This is a genomic window from Thauera aminoaromatica S2, assembly GCF_000310185.1.
Lineage (GTDB): Bacteria > Pseudomonadota > Gammaproteobacteria > Burkholderiales > Rhodocyclaceae > Thauera > Thauera aminoaromatica.
Genome location: NZ_AMXD01000087.1, coordinates 1 through 16,998, shown reverse-complemented (window position 1 = coordinate 16,998; position 16,998 = coordinate 1). Strand labels below are relative to the sequence as shown.

12 protein-coding genes, 1 tRNA gene and 1 pseudogene are annotated in these 16,998 nt (G+C 68.0%); 7 read left to right on the top strand and 7 right to left on the bottom strand.

What is annotated here, in order from left to right:
• A partial coding sequence (locus C665_RS13160; protein ID WP_040829253.1) for an ATP-binding cassette domain-containing protein occupies positions 1 to 1,692 on the bottom strand: 1,692 nt, incomplete at its 3' end.
• Between the two features lie 181 nt (positions 1,693 to 1,873).
• On the opposite strand from C665_RS13160, the gene C665_RS13155 reads away from it, so the two are divergent.
• The 3 genes from C665_RS13155 to C665_RS13145 all read left to right on the top strand — a co-directional run bounded on the left by C665_RS13155 (position 1,874) and on the right by C665_RS13145 (position 4,765).
• On the top strand, positions 1,874 to 3,913 hold the full coding sequence (locus C665_RS13155) for a site-specific recombinase (RefSeq protein WP_004313776.1): 2,040 nt from the start codon (positions 1,874 to 1,876) through the stop codon (positions 3,911 to 3,913).
• An 18-nt stretch (positions 3,914 to 3,931) separates the two neighbouring features.
• A tRNA-Arg gene (locus tag C665_RS13150) sits at positions 3,932 to 4,006 on the top strand.
• 99 nt (positions 4,007 to 4,105) lie between these two features.
• Positions 4,106 to 4,765, top strand: coding sequence for an HAD family hydrolase (locus C665_RS13145; protein ID WP_004313774.1), 660 nt, complete (start codon positions 4,106 to 4,108; stop codon positions 4,763 to 4,765).
• Between the two features lie 25 nt (positions 4,766 to 4,790).
• Here C665_RS13145 and C665_RS13140 read toward each other — a convergent pair whose 3' ends face one another.
• The 6 genes from C665_RS13140 to C665_RS13115 all read right to left on the bottom strand — a co-directional run bounded on the left by C665_RS13140 (position 4,791) and on the right by C665_RS13115 (position 14,313).
• Positions 4,791 to 5,588: a S1 family peptidase gene (locus C665_RS13140; RefSeq protein WP_004313772.1), complete on the bottom strand. Its 798-nt coding sequence runs from the start codon at positions 5,586 to 5,588 to the stop codon at positions 4,791 to 4,793.
• The gene (locus C665_RS13135) at positions 5,585 to 6,550 is read right to left on the bottom strand and encodes a lytic transglycosylase domain-containing protein (RefSeq protein ID WP_012585096.1); all 966 of its coding nucleotides are present in this window, start codon (positions 6,548 to 6,550) and stop codon (positions 5,585 to 5,587) included. The genes C665_RS13140 and C665_RS13135 overlap by 4 nt, the downstream gene beginning before the upstream one ends.
• Positions 6,551 to 6,601: 51 nt before the next feature.
• A complete protein-coding gene (gene prsT / locus C665_RS13130; protein ID WP_004313769.1) occupies positions 6,602 to 9,406 on the bottom strand; it encodes an XrtA/PEP-CTERM system TPR-repeat protein PrsT in 2,805 nt (934 codons plus the stop codon).
• The gene (gene prsR, locus C665_RS13125) at positions 9,403 to 10,776 is read right to left on the bottom strand and encodes a PEP-CTERM-box response regulator transcription factor (protein ID WP_004313767.1); all 1,374 of its coding nucleotides are present in this window, start codon (positions 10,774 to 10,776) and stop codon (positions 9,403 to 9,405) included. The genes prsT and prsR overlap by 4 nt, the downstream gene beginning before the upstream one ends.
• Positions 10,777 to 10,779: 3 nt before the next feature.
• A complete protein-coding gene (prsK, locus tag C665_RS13120; RefSeq protein ID WP_004313765.1) occupies positions 10,780 to 12,849 on the bottom strand; it encodes an XrtA/PEP-CTERM system histidine kinase PrsK in 2,070 nt (689 codons plus the stop codon).
• 78 nt (positions 12,850 to 12,927) lie between these two features.
• Positions 12,928 to 14,313, bottom strand: a complete 1,386-nt coding sequence (locus C665_RS13115; protein WP_004313763.1) for a TIGR03013 family XrtA/PEP-CTERM system glycosyltransferase — start codon at positions 14,311 to 14,313, stop codon at positions 12,928 to 12,930.
• A gap of 304 nt (positions 14,314 to 14,617) precedes the next feature.
• Between C665_RS13115 and C665_RS13110 the strand changes: the two genes are divergently transcribed.
• The 4 genes and pseudogenes from C665_RS13110 to C665_RS21375 all read left to right on the top strand — a co-directional run bounded on the left by C665_RS13110 (position 14,618) and on the right by C665_RS21375 (position 16,882).
• Positions 14,618 to 15,067: a MaoC family dehydratase gene (locus tag C665_RS13110; RefSeq protein WP_004313762.1), complete on the top strand. Its 450-nt coding sequence runs from the start codon at positions 14,618 to 14,620 to the stop codon at positions 15,065 to 15,067.
• Positions 15,068 to 15,840: 773 nt separating this feature from the next.
• On the top strand, positions 15,841 to 16,428 hold the full coding sequence (locus C665_RS21385; protein ID WP_004313760.1) for an IS66 family transposase: 588 nt from the start codon (positions 15,841 to 15,843) through the stop codon (positions 16,426 to 16,428).
• Positions 16,328 to 16,793 (top strand): annotated as a pseudogene (locus C665_RS21380) (IS66 family transposase). Before C665_RS21385 ends, C665_RS21380 begins: the two are co-directional and overlap by 101 nt.
• A gap of 5 nt (positions 16,794 to 16,798) precedes the next feature.
• On the top strand, positions 16,799 to 16,882 hold the full coding sequence (locus C665_RS21375; protein ID WP_370695914.1) for a hypothetical protein: 84 nt from the start codon (positions 16,799 to 16,801) through the stop codon (positions 16,880 to 16,882).
• The last annotated feature ends 116 nt before the right edge of the window (positions 16,883 to 16,998 follow it).

Sequence of the window (16,998 nt, the reverse complement as noted above, 5' to 3'; positions counted from 1 at the left end):
GCGCGCCTTGTCCGCGGGCGGAGCGCTGCGCCTGGCGCTCTCGCGCGCCGTCGCCTCGCGCGCCGTCGCCTCGCGCGCGGCAGCCTCCTCGGCACGCCGTGCCTGAACGCGCTGCCAGTCGCCGTAGCCGCCGGCGTATTCGCTCCAACGCCCGTCGCCCTCGGCGGCGATCACCTGGGTGACCACGTTGTCGAGGAAGGCGCGGTCGTGGCTGACGAGGAAGAGCGTGCCGTCGTAGCCGGCAAGCAGCTCCTCCAGCAGGTCGAGGGTCTCGATGTCGAGGTCGTTGGTGGGCTCGTCGAGCACCAGCACGTTGGCCGGGCGGGCGAACAGACGCGCCAGCAGCAGGCGGTTGCGCTCGCCGCCGGAGAGCGACTTGACCGGTGAGCGCGCGCGCTGCGGCGCGAACAGGAAGTCGCCGAGGTAGCCGATGACGTGCTTCTTCTCGCCGCCGATCTCGACGAAATCCGAGCCCGGGCTGATGACCTCGGTGAGCGGCAGCTCGGGGTCGAGCTGGGCGCGCAGCTGGTCGAAGTAGGCCACCGTCTGCCGGGTGCCGCGGCGCACCGTGCCCGCGTCGGGCTCGACCTCGCCGAGGATGAGCTTCAACAGCGTGGTCTTGCCGGCGCCGTTGGGGCCGATGAAGCCGATGCGATCGCCGCGCAGGATGCGGGTGGAGAAATCGCGCACCACCACCTTGTCGCCGTAGCGCTTGGAGACGTCGGTGAGCTCCGCGACCATCTGGCCGCTCTTGTCGCCGGTGTCGACCGCCAGGCTGACGTCGCCGAGGCGGTCGCGACGCGCGGCGCGCGCGTTGCGCAGGGCCTCGAGCCGACGCACGCGGCCTTCGTTGCGGGTGCGCCGGGCCTCCACGCCCTTGCGGATCCACACCTCCTCCTGGGCGAGGAACTTGTCGAAGCGCGCGGCGGCCTTCTCCTCGGCTTCGAGCTCTTCCGCCTTGCGGCGCTGGTAGTCGGAGAAGCGCCCCGGGTAGCTCGCCAGCCGGCCGCGGTCGAGCTCGATGATGCGGGTGGCGACGTTGTCGAGGAAGACGCGGTCGTGGGTGATGACGATGACCGCGCCGCGAAAGTCTCGGATCAGCCCTTCGAGCCACAGGATGCCGTCGAGGTCGAGGTGGTTGGTGGGTTCGTCGAGTAGCAGCAGGTCGGGCTCGGCGACCAGCGCGCGCGCCAGCGCCACGCGCTTGACGCCGCCGCCGGAGAGGCTGGAAACCTTTGCCGCCGGGTCGAGTCCGAGTCGGGCGACCACCTGCTCGACGCGCTGGTTGAGCCGCCAGCCGCCCGCGGCCTCGACCGCATGCTGCAGGCCGTCCAGCCGGGCCATGGCCTCGGGGCTGGCGTGCTCGGCGACCTCCAGCATGGCAGCATGGTAGTCGACGAGCAGGCGGGCGGCGGCGCCCAGGCCGTCGGCGATGGTCTCGAAGACGTCGCGCCCGAGCTCGAAATCCGGCTCCTGCGGCACGTATGCCGTGACCATTTCAGCCTGCCGCCACACTGTGCCATCATCGAGCGCCGCCTGGCCGGCGAGCGCGCGCAGAAGGCTGGACTTGCCCGAGCCGTTGCGCCCGATGAGCGCCACGCGCTCCCCGGCGTCGAGCTGGAAGCTCACGTGATCGAGCAGGTCGACGTGACCGAAGGCGAGGCAGGCGTTATCTACGGCGAGGAGCGGCATCTTGGCGGGCACGGCGCGCGGGCCGCGGGTCGGATCGGGGTGGCGATTCTAGCCCCGCGCTGGCGGCTCCGGCGGAATCCCGCATAATGCAGTGCACAAAACCGCCGCGCGGCGACCCGGTTCAGCGCGCGACGGTCGCGCCTGGCGCGGCCGCGAGGCGGATACGGAACACGGGAAACGAATGGAAAAACTGCTCGAACGCTTCGGCCAGCCGGACCAGGATCCGGTCCGGCTGTGGTCCGCACTGGTCGACAAGCTGCGCCCCGCGCGCCCGACCGACACCGACCAGGCCACCGGGAACCTGCGCGAACTCGGCAACCTGCTCGCGCGCCGGCCCGATCTGCTGGCGAACCTGCGCACGGCGGTGCTGGAGCTCTTCGCCGAGCGCAAGCAGGTGACGATGTACGTCTCCTCCGGCCTCCTGCCCTCGACCGGGTTCTTCTCCGAGACCTCGCGCAGGTTCGGCAGCCGCATGCTGCCCGAGCTGCTCGACACCACCCACCTCAAGGACCTCCTCTCCGCGGTCTTCCACCGCGTGGATGACGAAGTCTGGGTGCGCGCCATCGCGGACGAGGCCTGGCAGGACTTCCTCCGCCTGCTGGTCGGACACCAGACCCCGATGTTCGAGGAAGACGCCAGCCCGCTGCCGAGCGCGGTGGGCGAGATCCTCGAGTCGCTGCGCGTGCTCTCCTTCCACGTCTCGGCGATCGGGCTCGACCGCGAGCTGGTGCGCATCGATCCCCACCTCGAGGAGCACGAATCCCCCTTCCTCGCGCAGAACGCCGAGCTGCTCGCCTACATCGGCCACTACAAGGCGTGGTGGACCACCCCGGGCGCCCTGATCGCCGACGACAAGCACCTCACCGTGATGCTGCACCAGTGCGACGAGGTGCTGCAGCGGGTGCGCAAGCGCGCGATGCGGGTGGGCACCAGCCTGACGCTGACCTTCAAGCTCGAGCGCCTGCGCCAGCACCTGGAGCGCATCCACGAGCTCATCGCGCTGCTCGGCGAGCTGCGCATCCGGCGCGTGGTCGAGGACGCCGCGCCCCGCATCGTGCGCTTGTTCAAGACCCTGGTGCGCGCCGAGTGCCGCAAGAACATCCTCTCCGACTACTGGGGCCAGAACGTCGAGCTGCTGTCGCTGCGCATGACCGAGAGCGCGAGCCGCACCGGCGAGCACTACATCACCAGTTCGCGCAGCGAGTATTTCGGGCTGTTCGCATCGGCCGCGCTCGGCGGGCTGATCATCGCCTTCATGGCTGGCAACAAGGTCGTGCTCGGCAGCCAGGGCATGGCCCCGCTCAACGAGCTGCTGTCCTTCTGCCTCAACTACGGACTGGGCTTCGCGCTGATCCACATGCTCGGCGGCACGGTCGCCACCAAGCAGCCGGCGATGACCGCAAACGCGATCGCCGCCTCGATCGGCGAGGCCAGGGGCAAGACGCGCGACCTGGAGGCGCTCGCCGACCTGATCGTGCGCACGATCCGCAGCCAGATCGGTGCCATCCTCGGCAACATCGGGGTGGCGATCCCGGTGGCGATCGGCGTGGGCGTGCTGATCCACCTCGCCACCGGCAGCCATTTCATCAGCCCGGAGAAAGCGCACTCATTGCTGGCCGAGATCCATCCACTCGGCGGCGCGCTGTTCTTCGCCGCGATCGCGGGCGTGTGCCTGTTCATGTCGGGGCTGATCGCCGCCTATTACGACAACCTCTCGGCCTACAACCGCATTCCGCAGCGGCTCACCCAGCTGCGCGGCCTGCGCCGCCTGCTCGGCGAGCGCCGCCTGCGCAAGCTCGCGGACTACGTCGAGCAGAACATCGGTGCCCTCGTCGGCAACTTCTTCTTCGGTTTCCTGCTCGGCGGCGCCACCGGCCTGGGGGTACTGTTCGGCCTGCCGATCGACATCCGCCACATCGCCTTCTCGTCGGCCTACCTCGGCTACGCCGCGGCGGCACTCGACTTCTCGATCCCGCTGACGACCGCGGCGATCGCCTTCGCCGGCGTGCTGCTGATCGGCCTCACCAACCTGACGGTGAGCTTCGCGCTGACGCTTAGCGTGGCGATGCGCGCACGCCGCATCACCTTCGCGCAGAGCCGCTCGCTCGGCGGCCTGCTGCTGCGCCGCCTGCTGCGCACGCCCCATGCCTTCCTGTTCCCGCCACGCACAGACCAAGGCGTGGATCAAAGCGCGCTTGGTCCGACGCCGCCGAACGGCTAGAATGCGCGTCCCCGAGTCCTCGTCATAGTTCAATGGATAGAACGGGCGCCTCCTAAGCGCCAGATCCAGGTTCGATTCCTGGTGACGGGACCACTCATTCGCGTTTTCGGTGTTGTAAACGGTTGGTCGCGGCTTGCTCGGCAGGCGCTCGATTCGGGGACCGGAGGCGTGCTTCCCGATCGCACGAGCCCGATGCCCCGCTACTCCCAGGTGCTGTTCGACCTCGACGGCACCCTGATCGACTCCGCCCCCGCCATCCTCGCGAGCTACCGCGACGCCTTCGCCAGCACGGGTCACCAGCCGGTGATCGCGATCGACGCGGGCATCGTCGGCCCGCCGCTGCTCGAGACCCTGCGCATGCTCGCCGGGACCACCGACATCGGGGTGATCGACGCGCTCGCAGCCGGCTTCAAGGCGAGCTACGACAGCCGCGGCTACCGCCAGACCGCGGCCTACGCCGGCGTCGACGCGATGCTGCGCCGCCTCGGCGCGGCCGGCTGCACGCTCTCGATCGCGACCAACAAGCGCCTGCTGCCGACACGACTGATCCTCGAGCACCTGGGCTGGAGCGGGTATTTCGCCGCGGTGTATGCGCTCGACCTGTTCGAGCCACGCCTGCCCGACAAGGCCTCGATGATCGCGCGCCTGCTGCAGGATCGCGGCATCGCCCGTGGCGATGCGGTCTATGTGGGCGACCGCAGCGAGGACGGCGAATCGGCCGACGCCAACCGGCTGCCCTTCATCGCCGCGACCTGGGGTTACGGCAGCCTGGAGTCGACCGAGATGGCGCCGCACTGGCGCGCGGTGGCCAGCCCGGCGGCGCTCGTCGACGCGATTCTGGGCGACGCCTGACGCTTGCGGGCATGCTCGTGCGCGCCTAGTTCCGGCCGGCGATCAGGCGCTGCAGGTACTCGACGGGGATGGCGTAGCTGATGCCCGACGGATCGGCGAGCACCTTTTCCTTGGTCGACTTCACGAACACCATGTTGAGCACGCCGATCACCTCGCCACTGGCGGGATCGTAGAGCGGGCTGCCACTGTTGCCCGGATAGGCGGTGGCGTCGAGCTGGTAGACGCGGAACGGATCGGTGGCGAGACGCCGGATGAGCGCCGGGTTGAGATCGCGAGAATTGGCCTGAGGAATCGCGATCGGCGTGATCGCCGAGACGATGCCGCGGTGCGTCACCGGGGTCATGCCGAGCACGGCACCGATCGGGAAGCCGGTGAAGGCGACCTCCTGGCCCTCGACCACGCCGCCCCCGCCGGCGAGACGAAGCGCAGGCAGCGGCGGCCCGCCTTCGAGCCGGAGCAAGGCGAGATCCTGCGCGCGCTCCGTGGCCACCACCTTCACCGGTCGCACCGCTCCGGTGAGGTCGTCGCCCGGAAGCACGATGACGAGCGCCTCCATCTTCGCGCCGTCGATCTCGTCAGGCAGGACATGGGCATTGGTGGCGACCAGCATGCCGTCGCCGACCGCAAAGCCGGTACCACGGAACTGGAAGGCCGGGCTGCGTGTACGCTGATAGGTACCGACGGCGACGACCGAGGGCTTGACGCGCGCCAGCGTGGACGCCAGCTCGGCACGTGCGATCGGGGCCAGGGCGAGCGCGGCGGGAAGGGCGAGCGCGCAGGCCAGCAGCCGACGCCGCGCACGCGTCTCCGGGCGGGGATTCATGACTCGTGTTCCTCTTCCAGAGCGAGGCGGAGCTTGCGCAACATCGGGCTGGGGGGGACCACGCGGCTGTCGTAGGGATGGCGATCCTGACCGACGTGACGCAGGATGCGCTCCACGTAGGCACGCGTCTCGCGATACGGCGGCACCCCCCGATAGCGGTCCACCGCACCCTCTCCGGCGTTGTAGGCCGCTGCGGCGAGCGCGATGTCGCCCTCGAAATAGGCCAGCAGCCAGCGCAGGTAGGCGAGGCCGCCACGGATGTTCTGCTCGGGATCGTAGGGCTTGCCGACATTGAAGCGCTCGGCCGTGGCGGGGATGAGCTGCATGACGCCCATCGCGTTCTTGGGCGAGAGCGCGTCGGGGTTCAGGGCCGACTCGGTCAGCCCGATCGCGAGGGCGAACTCGGGGCGCACGCCGTACTTGGGGGCCAGCTCGGCGAGCATGCGCGCAACCGCCTGACGCACCGGCGGCAGGCGCGCGATCAGCGCCTCGACCGGCCAGCGCTGCACGATCTGGGTCGAAGGCGTGTGCAGGCAGTCCGGTACGTCACCGGTGTATTCGCCGGTGTACCGCAACATGCGCTGCGCATGTTCATCGCCTTTCGCGGCCGCCATCGCGAAGAGCGTGCCGGCGTAGGCGTCGTTGCGCTCGACGCCACGGCCGTTGGCGTACATCCAGCCAAGCGCGTACATGCCCTCGCTATCGCCGAGGCGCGCGGACTCGCAGTAGAGCAAGGCCGCATACGACTGGTCGCGCGGCACGCCCTCGCCGTGTTCGTAGGCCAGCGCCTCGGTGGCGAGATAGCGCGCCTGCTCGGCGAGCGCACGCTCGAACGCGCCCTCACCGGCCGCGGCGCAAACGGTCGAGGCCAGCGCGACCGCCAACCCCAGCAGCCGTGGAAGGCGCCGGAGGCGTGGCCGCGCAATCCTGCCGACCGGGACCGGGCAACTTGTCTTGTCCATGACTCTTTATCGCACACGCCACGCTGGATCGCCAACCCTGGGATCGGGGGATCAGAGCGACGCTTGCAGCGCACGCGCCTCCTGATGCATCGGGGTGCCCTCCTGCAGGCGCGGCATCAGCGCATCGAGCTGGCTGCGCGCCTCGTCCTTGCGTCCGGCCTTGGCGAGCGCCTTCACGAGGTTCAGCTGCAGCGGCAGCAGGTCGGGACCGATCGACACCGCGCGCCGCAGGTTGGCCAGGCCGGCATCGACCGCCCCGCTGGCGACCTGGATGGTGCCCACGGTATCGATGATCGCCGGGTTGTCCGGGGCGAGGCGCAGAGCCTGCTCGGCATACTCCAGCGCCTTCGGGTCCTTCGCTTCGTTGGCGGCCCAGGCCAGATTGTTCAGGATGATCGGGTTCTGCGGCGCCATCTCGGCCATGCGCGCAAAGATCCTGGCCGCATCCGCATACCGTTTCTCGCTCAGGGCCAGTTCGCCAAGATGGCCACGCAGCACGAGATCCGTCGGATTCGCCTTCAGCCACCCCTCGGACATGCGATTCGCATCGGCCCTGCGGTCTGCGCGGAGAAGGGCCGAATGCAGGCGTACCGCAGCCGTGCCTCCACCCTTGCGCTCGAGCGCCTTGCGATAAGCCTCCGCGGCATCGGGCCACTGGCTGCCCACCGCATGCACGTCGCCCTCGAGCAGGTAGCCTGCAGGAAGCTCGGGCTGCCGCGACTGGGCCTCGCGGGCAAGACGCAACGCACCCTGCGGGTCCTTGCGCTGCAGCGCCAGGGCGATCAGGCGCTGGCGGACGTCCATGGAGTCGGGGGCGATCCCCAAGGCCTTGCGCAAGGCCTGCTCCGCCGCCTGTCCGTCCATCAGTGCACGATGCATGTCCGCCAGCGCAACGAGCGGAAGCGGCGACTCGGGCAATAGCCCGACCAGCCGATTGAGCGCGGAAATCGCTTGCTGGCTGTCCCCCGCGGCGAACTGCGCGCGCGCGAGCGCCTCGATCGCGCGCGGATCGTTCGGATGCGCGGTCGCGAGCTTCTGCGCCACCCGCAGTGCTTCCGCAGGCTGCCCTTCGGAGAGATGGTGCTGGATGGTTGCCAGACCGACGACCGGGGCCCCGGGCGAGACGGCCTCGGCACGCTCCAGCGTTCCGAGCACCTCGATCGGCGCGGCGCCGGTGAGACGCTGCATCTCGGCGAAGGTCAGCAAGGCCTCGACACTCCTGGGGTCGCGATCGACCACCGCCTTGATGCGCCCGATGGCCATCTCGGGACGGCGCTCGGCCAGATCGAGCCGCGCCAGGCTGACCGCGGCGGAGAGATAGGTGGGCTGCTTCGCGAGTGCCTTCTCGAACGCTGCACGCGCAGCAGGAATGTTGCGCGTGGCCAGCATCAGCCCGCCACGAAGATTGTGCACGAGCGCATTGTCCGGCTGCTTGCGCTCGAGTTCGGCCTGTGCGGCGAGCGCCTTTTTCGCGTCGCCCCTGCGCAGATGCCCGACGACGAGGGCTAGATCGGCCTGGATGCCGCCCTCATCCATCCGGGAGGCTTCCTCGAGTTCGGTGAAGCCGGCATCCGCGTCGCCGACGGCCATGCGCGCGACCCCAAGGCGCGTTCGCGCACGCACGTCCGCCGGTGCTGCCTTCGCCGCCCGTTCGAAATAGTCCTCGGCACGCTCGAAATCCCCATTGGCGATGTACACCTGCCCTGCCAGGCCGAGCAGGCGGGCACTCGGCTGCGGAACCTGGAGCGCGGGCTGGACGAGCTCGAGCGCACGCTTCGACTCGCCGGTGGCGAGGTGCGAGGCCACCAACGCCTGGCGAGCGACGAGATTTCCCGGCGCGGCCTGGAGAACCCGGTCGAGATGGGCACGCGCGATCTCGTGATCGTTCAGCCGCAAATGCACGACGCCTGCGAGCAGTTCGGCGACGAGCAGCCCGGGCGACTCCTTGAGCACCTGCATGAGCGCGTCGCGGGCTTCCACGAGGCGATTCTCGCGGTAATCCCGCAGCGCTAGGAGGTAACGCGTGAAGGGGTGCCTGCCCACCGCCGACTTCATCGCGTCGAGGGCGGCATCGGCCTCGGCGATGGCGTTCTGGCGAAGCAGAAGGGTGACGAGCGCGTAATGGTTGGCCACCGTCCCCGGTTGCAGACGCACGGCTTCGCGCAAGGCGGCGAGCCCCTGCGACAGATCGCCGCGGGCAACGAGCAGGTCGCCGAGCAACGCATGCGCATCGGCGACCTGCGGCGCGCGTGCGATGACCTCCCGTACGGCCTCTTCCGCTGCCTTCAGATCACCCTTGATCGCCGCGGTGCGTGCGAATCCAATCCGCGCCCCGTGCTCGTCGGCGTTCACCCCGAGCGCCTGGAGATAGGCCGCCTGCGCCTTGTCGATCTCCCGCCGCGCCAGATGCGCATCGCCCAGCGCAGCCTGGACGATGGCGATCGTCGCGGGCGCGGTCACCCGAGGATCGCCGAACTCCGCGAGAAGCCGGTCGAACTCGCCCGCCCGCACCAGCGCCGGCGCAAGTTCGGCGGCGACCGCGTCGCGCGGGTAGCCGAGCTCGAGCGCCCGCTCGAGCTCCTTGACCGCGCCAGCGACGTTGCCCTGACGCAGGTTGACCCGCCCGAGGAGAAAACGCGCCTCGGCGAGATTGGCGTTTTCCTGCAGGGCATTCTTGAGCTGGATGCCGGCCGCGTCGAAGTCCTGCTTCTCCAGAAAGGACTTCGCCGAGGCGAGCATCTGCTCGGGCGTCTCGCCACAACCGACAAGAACGAGCGCCGAGAACGCGGCGACGGCGATGCCCCGAATGGGCCGGGACCAGCGCGGGTGGTGACGGACGGTGCGGTTTTCGCTCACGAAGCATTCTCCTTCTTGAGTCCGAAGCGGCTCAATAGATCGTACAGGGAGGGGCGGCTGACACCGAGGATCTCGGCGGCGCGGGCGATGTTGCCGTTGGTGCGGGCGATGACCTTGAGCACGGCGGCACGCTCGGCATCCTCCCGGACCTGGCGCAGGTTGAAGATCGAAAGGTCTTCGTCCCCCGCCGCGAGGCCGAGGTCTTCGGCTGCGATGCATTCGCCATCGGCCATGATCACCGCACGCTTGATGCAGTTTTCCAGCTCGCGCACGTTGCCCGGCCAGCGGTGCGCCTCGATCGCCGAGAGGGCGTCGTCCGTGAAGATGGGCGTGCGCCGGCCGTTCTCCTTGGCGAAGCGCTGTGCGAAGGCATGCGCGAGATAGGTCGCGTCGCCGTCGCGCTCGCGCAGGGGCGGGATTTCGATGACGATCTCGGCAAGCCGATAGTACAGGTCCTCGCGGAAGACCCCGGCCTGGATCTGCGCCTTGAGGTTGCGATGGGTGGCACACACGATGCGGACGTCGACCGGGATCTCCTCGCGCCCGCCGATGCGCTCGATCGAGCGCTCCTGCAGGAAACGCAGCAGCTTGGCCTGCAGCGCGAGCGGCAGGTCGCCGATCTCGTCGAGGAAGAGGGTACCCCCGTTGGCCGTCTCGATCTTGCCGAGGGTCTGTTTCACTGCGCCGGTGAAGGCGCCCTTCTCATAGCCGAACAGCTCGCTCTCGAGCAAGGCATCGGGAATGGCGGCGCAGTTGATCGCCACGAAGCGCTCGCGGGCGCGGGCGGAGCGCATGTGCAGGCCGCGCGCGAGGATCTCCTTGCCGGTACCGCTCTCGCCGAGCAGCGCGACCGTGGCGGAGGCCGAGGCGAGCTTCTCGATCGTGCGGCAGACCTTGAGCATCCCGGGATCGCGGGTGAGCAGTCCGGAGAGCGGGCTGCCCTCGAGCGCGGCGAGGCGGGCGTTCTCCCTCTGCAGGTCGTGCATGCGGAAGGCGCGCTCGATGGTGAGATTGAGCAGCTCGGGCTCGAAGGGCTTGGCGAAGAAGTCGTAGGCGCCCAGGCCCACCGCCTTGATCGCGTTCTCGCGGTCATGCTGGCCCGTGAGCACGATGACCTTGGTATCGGGCGCGAGCGTGAGGATCTCGCGCAGGAGCTTGAAGCCCTCGCTGACGTCGTCGGGCGCCGGCGGCAGGCCGAGGTCCATGGTCACCACCGCAGGTTCGTGTTTGCGCAGCTGCGCGATCGCGCTCTCGCGGTCGCTCGCGACCACGGTCTCGCTGGCGTCGAACGCCCATCGCATCTGCTTTTGCAGCGCGAGGTCGTCCTCGACGATCAGGAGAGTACGCTGCTTGTCTTGCGTCGAATTCACGTTCTATATGCCCATCGCGGTAGATTGCCCGTCCTCGCGCCGGATGCGGGGGAGTTCGATACTGACGCGGGTGCCGCGCCCGACTTCGCTGTCGTAGTGCAGCGCGCCACCGATCTCCTCGAGGTACTGCCGGGTCTCGTAGACCCCGATCCCCATCCCGCTCGACTTGGTGGTCTGGAAGGGACGGGACAGCCGTTCGCGGACGAATTCAGGACTCATCCCACAGCCGTCGTCCTCGACGACCACGTTCGCCCGCCCGTCCTTCCCGGCAGCGAGACTGAGAACCACCTTACCATCCTGTGCCGTGGCATCCAGTGCATTTTGCACGACATGACCGATGATTCTCTCCAGCCGCTGCGGGTGCGCACTGACCTCCACCGGCTCCGCGGCTGCGCACACGAGCTCGATCACGGGCGACTGGCCACGCTTGGACTCGCACACCGCGCGCAGCAGCGCGGGGAGATCCACCGCGCGCGGCGGGTCGATCGAGCGCTTCTCCTGCAACTGCGTCATCAGCCCGCGCATGCGCGCCTCGACGTTCGCCACCGTATCCAGCATGTCTTGCTGGAACTCGGGGTTGTCGCGGTGGCGCTGGGCGTTCTTGAGCATCAGCGACAACTGGGCGACGAGGTTCTTCAGGTCATGGACCACGAAGGCCGACATGCGGTTGAAGGAGTCGAACTTGCGTGCCTCCAGCAAGGCCTCGGCCGCGAGCATACGGTCCAGATAGCCTGCGGCCTGACGCTGCGCCGTCTTGAGGAGATCGAGGACTTCCCAGTCGATGTCGAAGGGGGTCCGCGGCGAACCCAGTACGACGAAGCCGATCAGGCGCTCGGCGGTCTGCAGCGGGATCACCAGCCATGCCTCGTCGAGCCGTGACAGCCAGTCCGGCAGCACCAGACCCTGGTAGCGTCCGGGCTGCACGCGATACTCCTCGAGGTTGATCACCCAGCCGCTGCGGGCAAGGAACCCGCACAGCGGCGAATCGAGCGCCTCGACCACGTCGATCGGGGGCTGGTTGAAGCGCGAATGCGGCCGGCACTTGCCGTAGGCATCGGCCAGCCAGAGCGACCCTCCAGGGCTCTCGACAAGATCCGACAGCGCCTTGATGACCGATTGACCCAGATCGAGACTGCGGTCGACGGTCGACAGGGCCTGGGTGAAGCGCAACCACTCGCTCCGGTAATCGTAGCGGTACGGAAAGAGGTGCTTGCTGATGAAGACCCGCAGGCGCGCGCGCACGGCGCCCGAAAACAGCAGCGCGCCGAGGACCACCAGGCCGGCGAAGAGCAATGCCATCTGCAGTGCGCGCCCCCAATCGCCGCCGAAGAAGCGCACGTAATAGGCCGCAGCGGCGATCACGAGCAAATAGAGGCCGGCGCCGGCGAGCGCGGTCGAATGGAAGACGATCTCGCGCGATACGGACATCCGCAGGGTCCACGAGGGACTGCGCGTCCCCGCGATTGCGATCAGCGGGATGAGCAGGGCGTGCGCGATGCCGCGCGCTGCCCAGACATCCGCATCGATGCGCGAGAACAGGAGGGCATCGGCGAAGAGGTACAGTTCGAAGATGTAGCCCGCCGCCAGCGCGAGGCAAAGCGGCTTCAAACCCCAGCGCGAGACGGCGGGCATGCCCCGGTAGAGCTGTTCCACAAGCATCAGGCCGACGATCGCGTGCATCAGCCAGGCACCGATCGCCGGCGCGATCGGCAACCCTCCGGTGACGCCCGCCGACTCGAGCGCGAGCGCGAGCACCTGCGCCACCACCACCGCGAGCGCCACATACGCCGGCCAGCGCATCCACCGCCCCCACAACGGGCGGGACAGCACGATCAGGAACACGTACCAGGCCGCGCCCCTGAGCAGATCGAGCGCGACGGCGAGGGCACCGGAAAACGGCCAAGCGCCCCTGGCCTCGAGCGCCGAAAGACCCGCCCACAGACCGGAAATCGCCACGGCCGCGAACAAGGCCCCACCCGGCAGCGCGCCCCGCCACGCGAGGAAGATGTACAGCGCGAAGATGAGGAAGGCTACGGCCGCAACCCCATAACTCCAGATCGCAACCTCAAGCACGCCCCTCTCCCCTGTCACGCATTCGTGCGAACTGCGCCGTACCCCCGTCCAAGCGAGCCCGCAGTCTCACGCGGCCGCTCAGTGCGCGCCTTCACCGGTCAGGACGACCCTCACCGTCTCGAAGAGGACAAGGGTATCCAGGATCAGCGAGTGGTTCTTCACGTAATACAGATCGTACTGGAGCTTCTCCGCGGCATCGTCGACCGAAGCCCCGTACTGGTAACGAACCTGCGCCCACCCGGTGACGCCGGGCTTGACGCAGTGCCGCACCGCATAGAACGGAATCTGCTGGGTAAGCTGGTCCACAAAATAGGGGCGCTCCGGGCGCGGGCCGACCAGACTCATGTCGCCCTTGAGCACGTTGAACAGCTGCGGAAGCTCATCGATACGCAGCTTGCGGATGAAACGCCCGACGCGTGTCACTCGATCGTCGTTCGAAGTCGCCCACCGCGGCTTGCCGTCCTTCTCGGCGTCACGCCGCATGCTGCGGAACTTGATGACACGGAACGGCTTCCCACCGCGTCCCACACGCTCCTGCGAGTAAAAGATCGGCGCGCCATCCTCCAGCAGGATCAACAGCGCAGTGAGCACCATGATCGGCAAGGCCACGAGCAGGAGCGCGGTCCCGACGACGAGGTCGAAACAACGCTTGACGAAGGTTCGCGTCCAGCCTTGGCGGAAGCCGTCACCATAGATCAGCCAGCTCGCCCGCAGCGAATCCAGCCTCACTTGCCCCTGCACGCGCTCGAAGAAGGTCGACAGATCGAGGATGCGCGTTCCGAGCAACTTGCAGTCCAGCAGTTCGCGCAAGGAGAGCACTCCCCCCCGACGTTCGCGCACCGCGACGATCACCTCGTCCACACGCAGGTTGCGCACCACCTCCAGCAAGCTGCCCGGTGGCAACACGGCGTGCTGCTCCACCTCGACCCGTTCGTTTCCCCCCACCGGAAGAAAGCCGACCACTTCCACGCTGCGCTGCAGCGGACGGACCAGGTCCTGTTGCACCATGCGCGCGTCACGGCCGGTACCCACGATCAGCACGCGCGGCACGAAAAGGGCAGAGGCCTGGCGCTGATTGACCAGCCCGCGGACCAGCAACAGCGAACAGAGCAACAGCAATACGCTGAGCTGCAGGGAGTGCGGGGCAATTTCGGACCACGGCAACAGCCCGAACACGAGGTAGGCCACTGGTACGCTCACGGTCAGCGACAGGGCGACGCGCGCGAAGGTCTGCCGATGGGAACGCTGATACACCGGTCGGTACAAACCCATCGCCGCATTGAGGGCGATCATGCTTGCAGCGAAGGTAAGCGCCGATGGAATGCAGATTGCCCAGTCGACCGCGCTTGTCGGCGTCACGAGTACCGCAACCGCTGCAAGCACCACCGCAAAAAGCGTCAAGGCGTCGAACAGCACCTGCTGCAGGGTGTGCGTGGGAAGGTAGTGGCTGAACACCTTCAGCATCGAGGGGCCTCTGCATGTGTTGGGAAGGGTCGGAACCCTGGGCGCCGGGAGTGCTTATCGCGGAGGGATCGCCCGGCTCCTGATCGTGCCTAAGCTTAGACAATCACCGGCAGGACACCTGTGACTCACTTCACGGCGAGGGCGGGTGGAGCAAACCGCCTCGAGCACACCGAGCAAAATCGCACGAAACGCCCGCCTGGCCTTGCGGCAAATGCGGCGGCGCAGCATCCAAGGTTGATTTTAGCATGCGAAGCTTGTAGCGTCGGTCCGTTACCGGAGCACCGTTTCACACAAGGAGAAGTACATGACTCAAGCTCAACGCGATTTCAGCGAAGTCTACGGCCTCAGTTTCGAGGATCTTCACATTGGCCGTACCGCCTCGGTCTCACGTACGGTGAGCGAGGCCGACATCCTGATGTTCGCCGGCGTATCGGGCGACACCAACCCGGTCCATCTGGACGAGGAGTTCGCTGCGAGTACGATGTTCGGCGGCCGGATCGCCCACGGAATGCTCTCCGCCGGCCTCATCTCGGCCGTCTTCGGCACCCGCCTGCCCGGCCCCGGCTGCATCTACCTGTCCCAGAGCCTGAAATTCAAGGCGCCCGTCAAGATCGGTGACACCGTTGTCGCGCGTGTCACCGTCAAGGAATTGAAGGCAGAGAAGCGCCGCGCGGTTTTCTCGACCGTCTGCACAGTTGGAGACAAGGTGGTCATGGATGGCGAGGCTGAAATCCTCGTACCGGCGCGCACCTGATCGAGCATGCCCTCGCCTCGCGCGCCTCCCTGCAGAGGCCGTGCGAGGCACCTGCAGAAATCTCGCCACCCAGCTCTAAGCCCCCGGCGAACCCACCTTCCGCCGTCTGCTTATCCCATTGAAGATCGTGTCCATCAAGTTCGATGGTGGACACGATGGATGTGGTTATCCCGCGCCGGAGTCGGCGCACGCACAGCGAAGCCGTCAAGCAGTCTGTGGTCTCGGCCTGTCGTGAGCCCGGCGTCTCGGTGGCCGGCGTGGCTCTGGCCAACGGCCAGAACGCCAACCGGGTCCACCGCTGGATGCGCGAGCGCGGCATCGAGCCACCGAGTTCTCGCAAGCCGCTCTGCGCTGAACGCCCGCCATTGGCTGAGCCGGGCTTTGTAGCCGTGCAGGTGGCTCCCGCCGTCGAAACGTTGGCGATCCGCCTCGAAGCGCAGCGTGGCAACGCCCGCATTGAGCTCGAATGGCCGCTCCAGGCCGCTGCCCGCCGACATCGATCAACCGGATGCCGACGCCTTGCGCCACCTGCTCATCGGTCAGGAGCGCGAGCTCGTGTGGCGCCAGACCAAGATCGAGCGGCTCACGCATGAGCTGGCGCTGCACAAACGTCATCGCTCCGGCGTGAAGGCCGAGCGCCTCTCCACCGAGCAGGCGCAACTCTTCGAGGAGACCGCCGAGGCCGATCTGGCGGCGATGAGCGAAGATCTCGAGCAACTTCAACCGGATACCAGCAAGAGCCAGCAGCCCAAGGGACAGGCCCGGCGCATCCGTTGCCGCCCGAGCTGCCGCCCACCGAGATCCATGACGAACCCTACTCGACCACCTGCGCCTGCGGCTGCCAGATGCGCCACATCGGCAAGGACGTCGTCGAGACGCTCGACTACACCCCGGGCCACTTCACCGTCGAGCGCCACATCCGGGACAAGTGGGCGTGCGATTCATGCGAGACCCTCGTGCAGGCACCCGTGCCGGCGCACATCATCGACAAGGGCATCCCGACTGCCGGGCTGCTCGTCCAAGTGCTGGTCGCCAGGTATCAGGACCTTTTGCCACTCTACCGGCAGGAAGGCATCTTCAGTCGGGCCGGGTTGGCGATCCCGCAATCGCCGCTGGCCCAGTGGGTGGGCCAGAGCGGCGTGCATCTGCAGCCGCTGGTCGATGCGCCGAAGACCGGCGTGCTAGCGCACCCCGTGCTGCACGCGGACGCCCCCGGTGGTGATGCTCGACCCGGGTGCGGGCAAGACGCACCACGCCTACCTGTGGTCCTACGGCGTCGGGGCGTTCGATCCGATCAAGGCGGTGGTATACGACTCCGCCGACAGCCGCGCAGGCCGTCACGCCCAGGCATTCCTGGGTGAGTGGCGCAGCACGCTGATCTGTGACGACTACGCCGAACCCAGGGGCGCTGATCGCCCTGGGCGTGAAGAAAGCCGGCTGCATGGCGCATGCGCGGCGCAAGTTCTTCGATCTCACCACCCAAGCGAAGAGCCAGATCGCCAGCGAGGCGCTCGAAGCCGTCGGTGAGCAGTATGGGATCGAACGTGAGGCAGCCGAACTGGACATCGACGCCCGGCAGCGCCTTCGGGACGTGAAGGCCCGCCCCCTCCTTGAACGCCTGCATGCGTGGTTGCTCGCGCGGCGCACCCAAGTGCCCAACCGCTCGGACATCGCCCGCGCCATCAGTCGGCGCAGCTCAACGGGCACGGGCCCTTTGCGTACCTGAAGGATGTGCTCGAATGGCTGCCGACGCAGCCCCATAGCCGGATCGGGGCGCTGCTGCCGCATCGCAGGCAGCCGGCCGCCTGCGCATGAGCGACACGACAAGATGGGTTTGCCGGGTGCTTACGACGGATCCGCGGGGGCTCAACCCCTGCGTTCTGCGTAGACGGCACGACGCCCCAGGCACGGATGTGTGCGTGGGGCGTTGT

Coding starts and splice junctions, on each gene's coding strand:
- C665_RS13155 (WP_004313776.1), top strand. CDS start 1,874: ATGGAAAAACTGCTCGAACGCTTCGGCCAGCCGGACCAGGATCCGGTC.
- C665_RS13145 (WP_004313774.1), top strand. CDS start 4,106: ATGCCCCGCTACTCCCAGGTGCTGTTCGACCTCGACGGCACCCTGATC.
- C665_RS13140 (WP_004313772.1), bottom strand. CDS start 5,588: ATGAATCCCCGCCCGGAGACGCGTGCGCGGCGTCGGCTGCTGGCCTGC.
- C665_RS13135 (WP_012585096.1), bottom strand. CDS start 6,550: ATGGACAAGACAAGTTGCCCGGTCCCGGTCGGCAGGATTGCGCGGCCA.
- C665_RS13115 (WP_004313763.1), bottom strand. CDS start 14,313: ATGCTGAAGGTGTTCAGCCACTACCTTCCCACGCACACCCTGCAGCAG.
- C665_RS13110 (WP_004313762.1), top strand. CDS start 14,618: ATGACTCAAGCTCAACGCGATTTCAGCGAAGTCTACGGCCTCAGTTTC.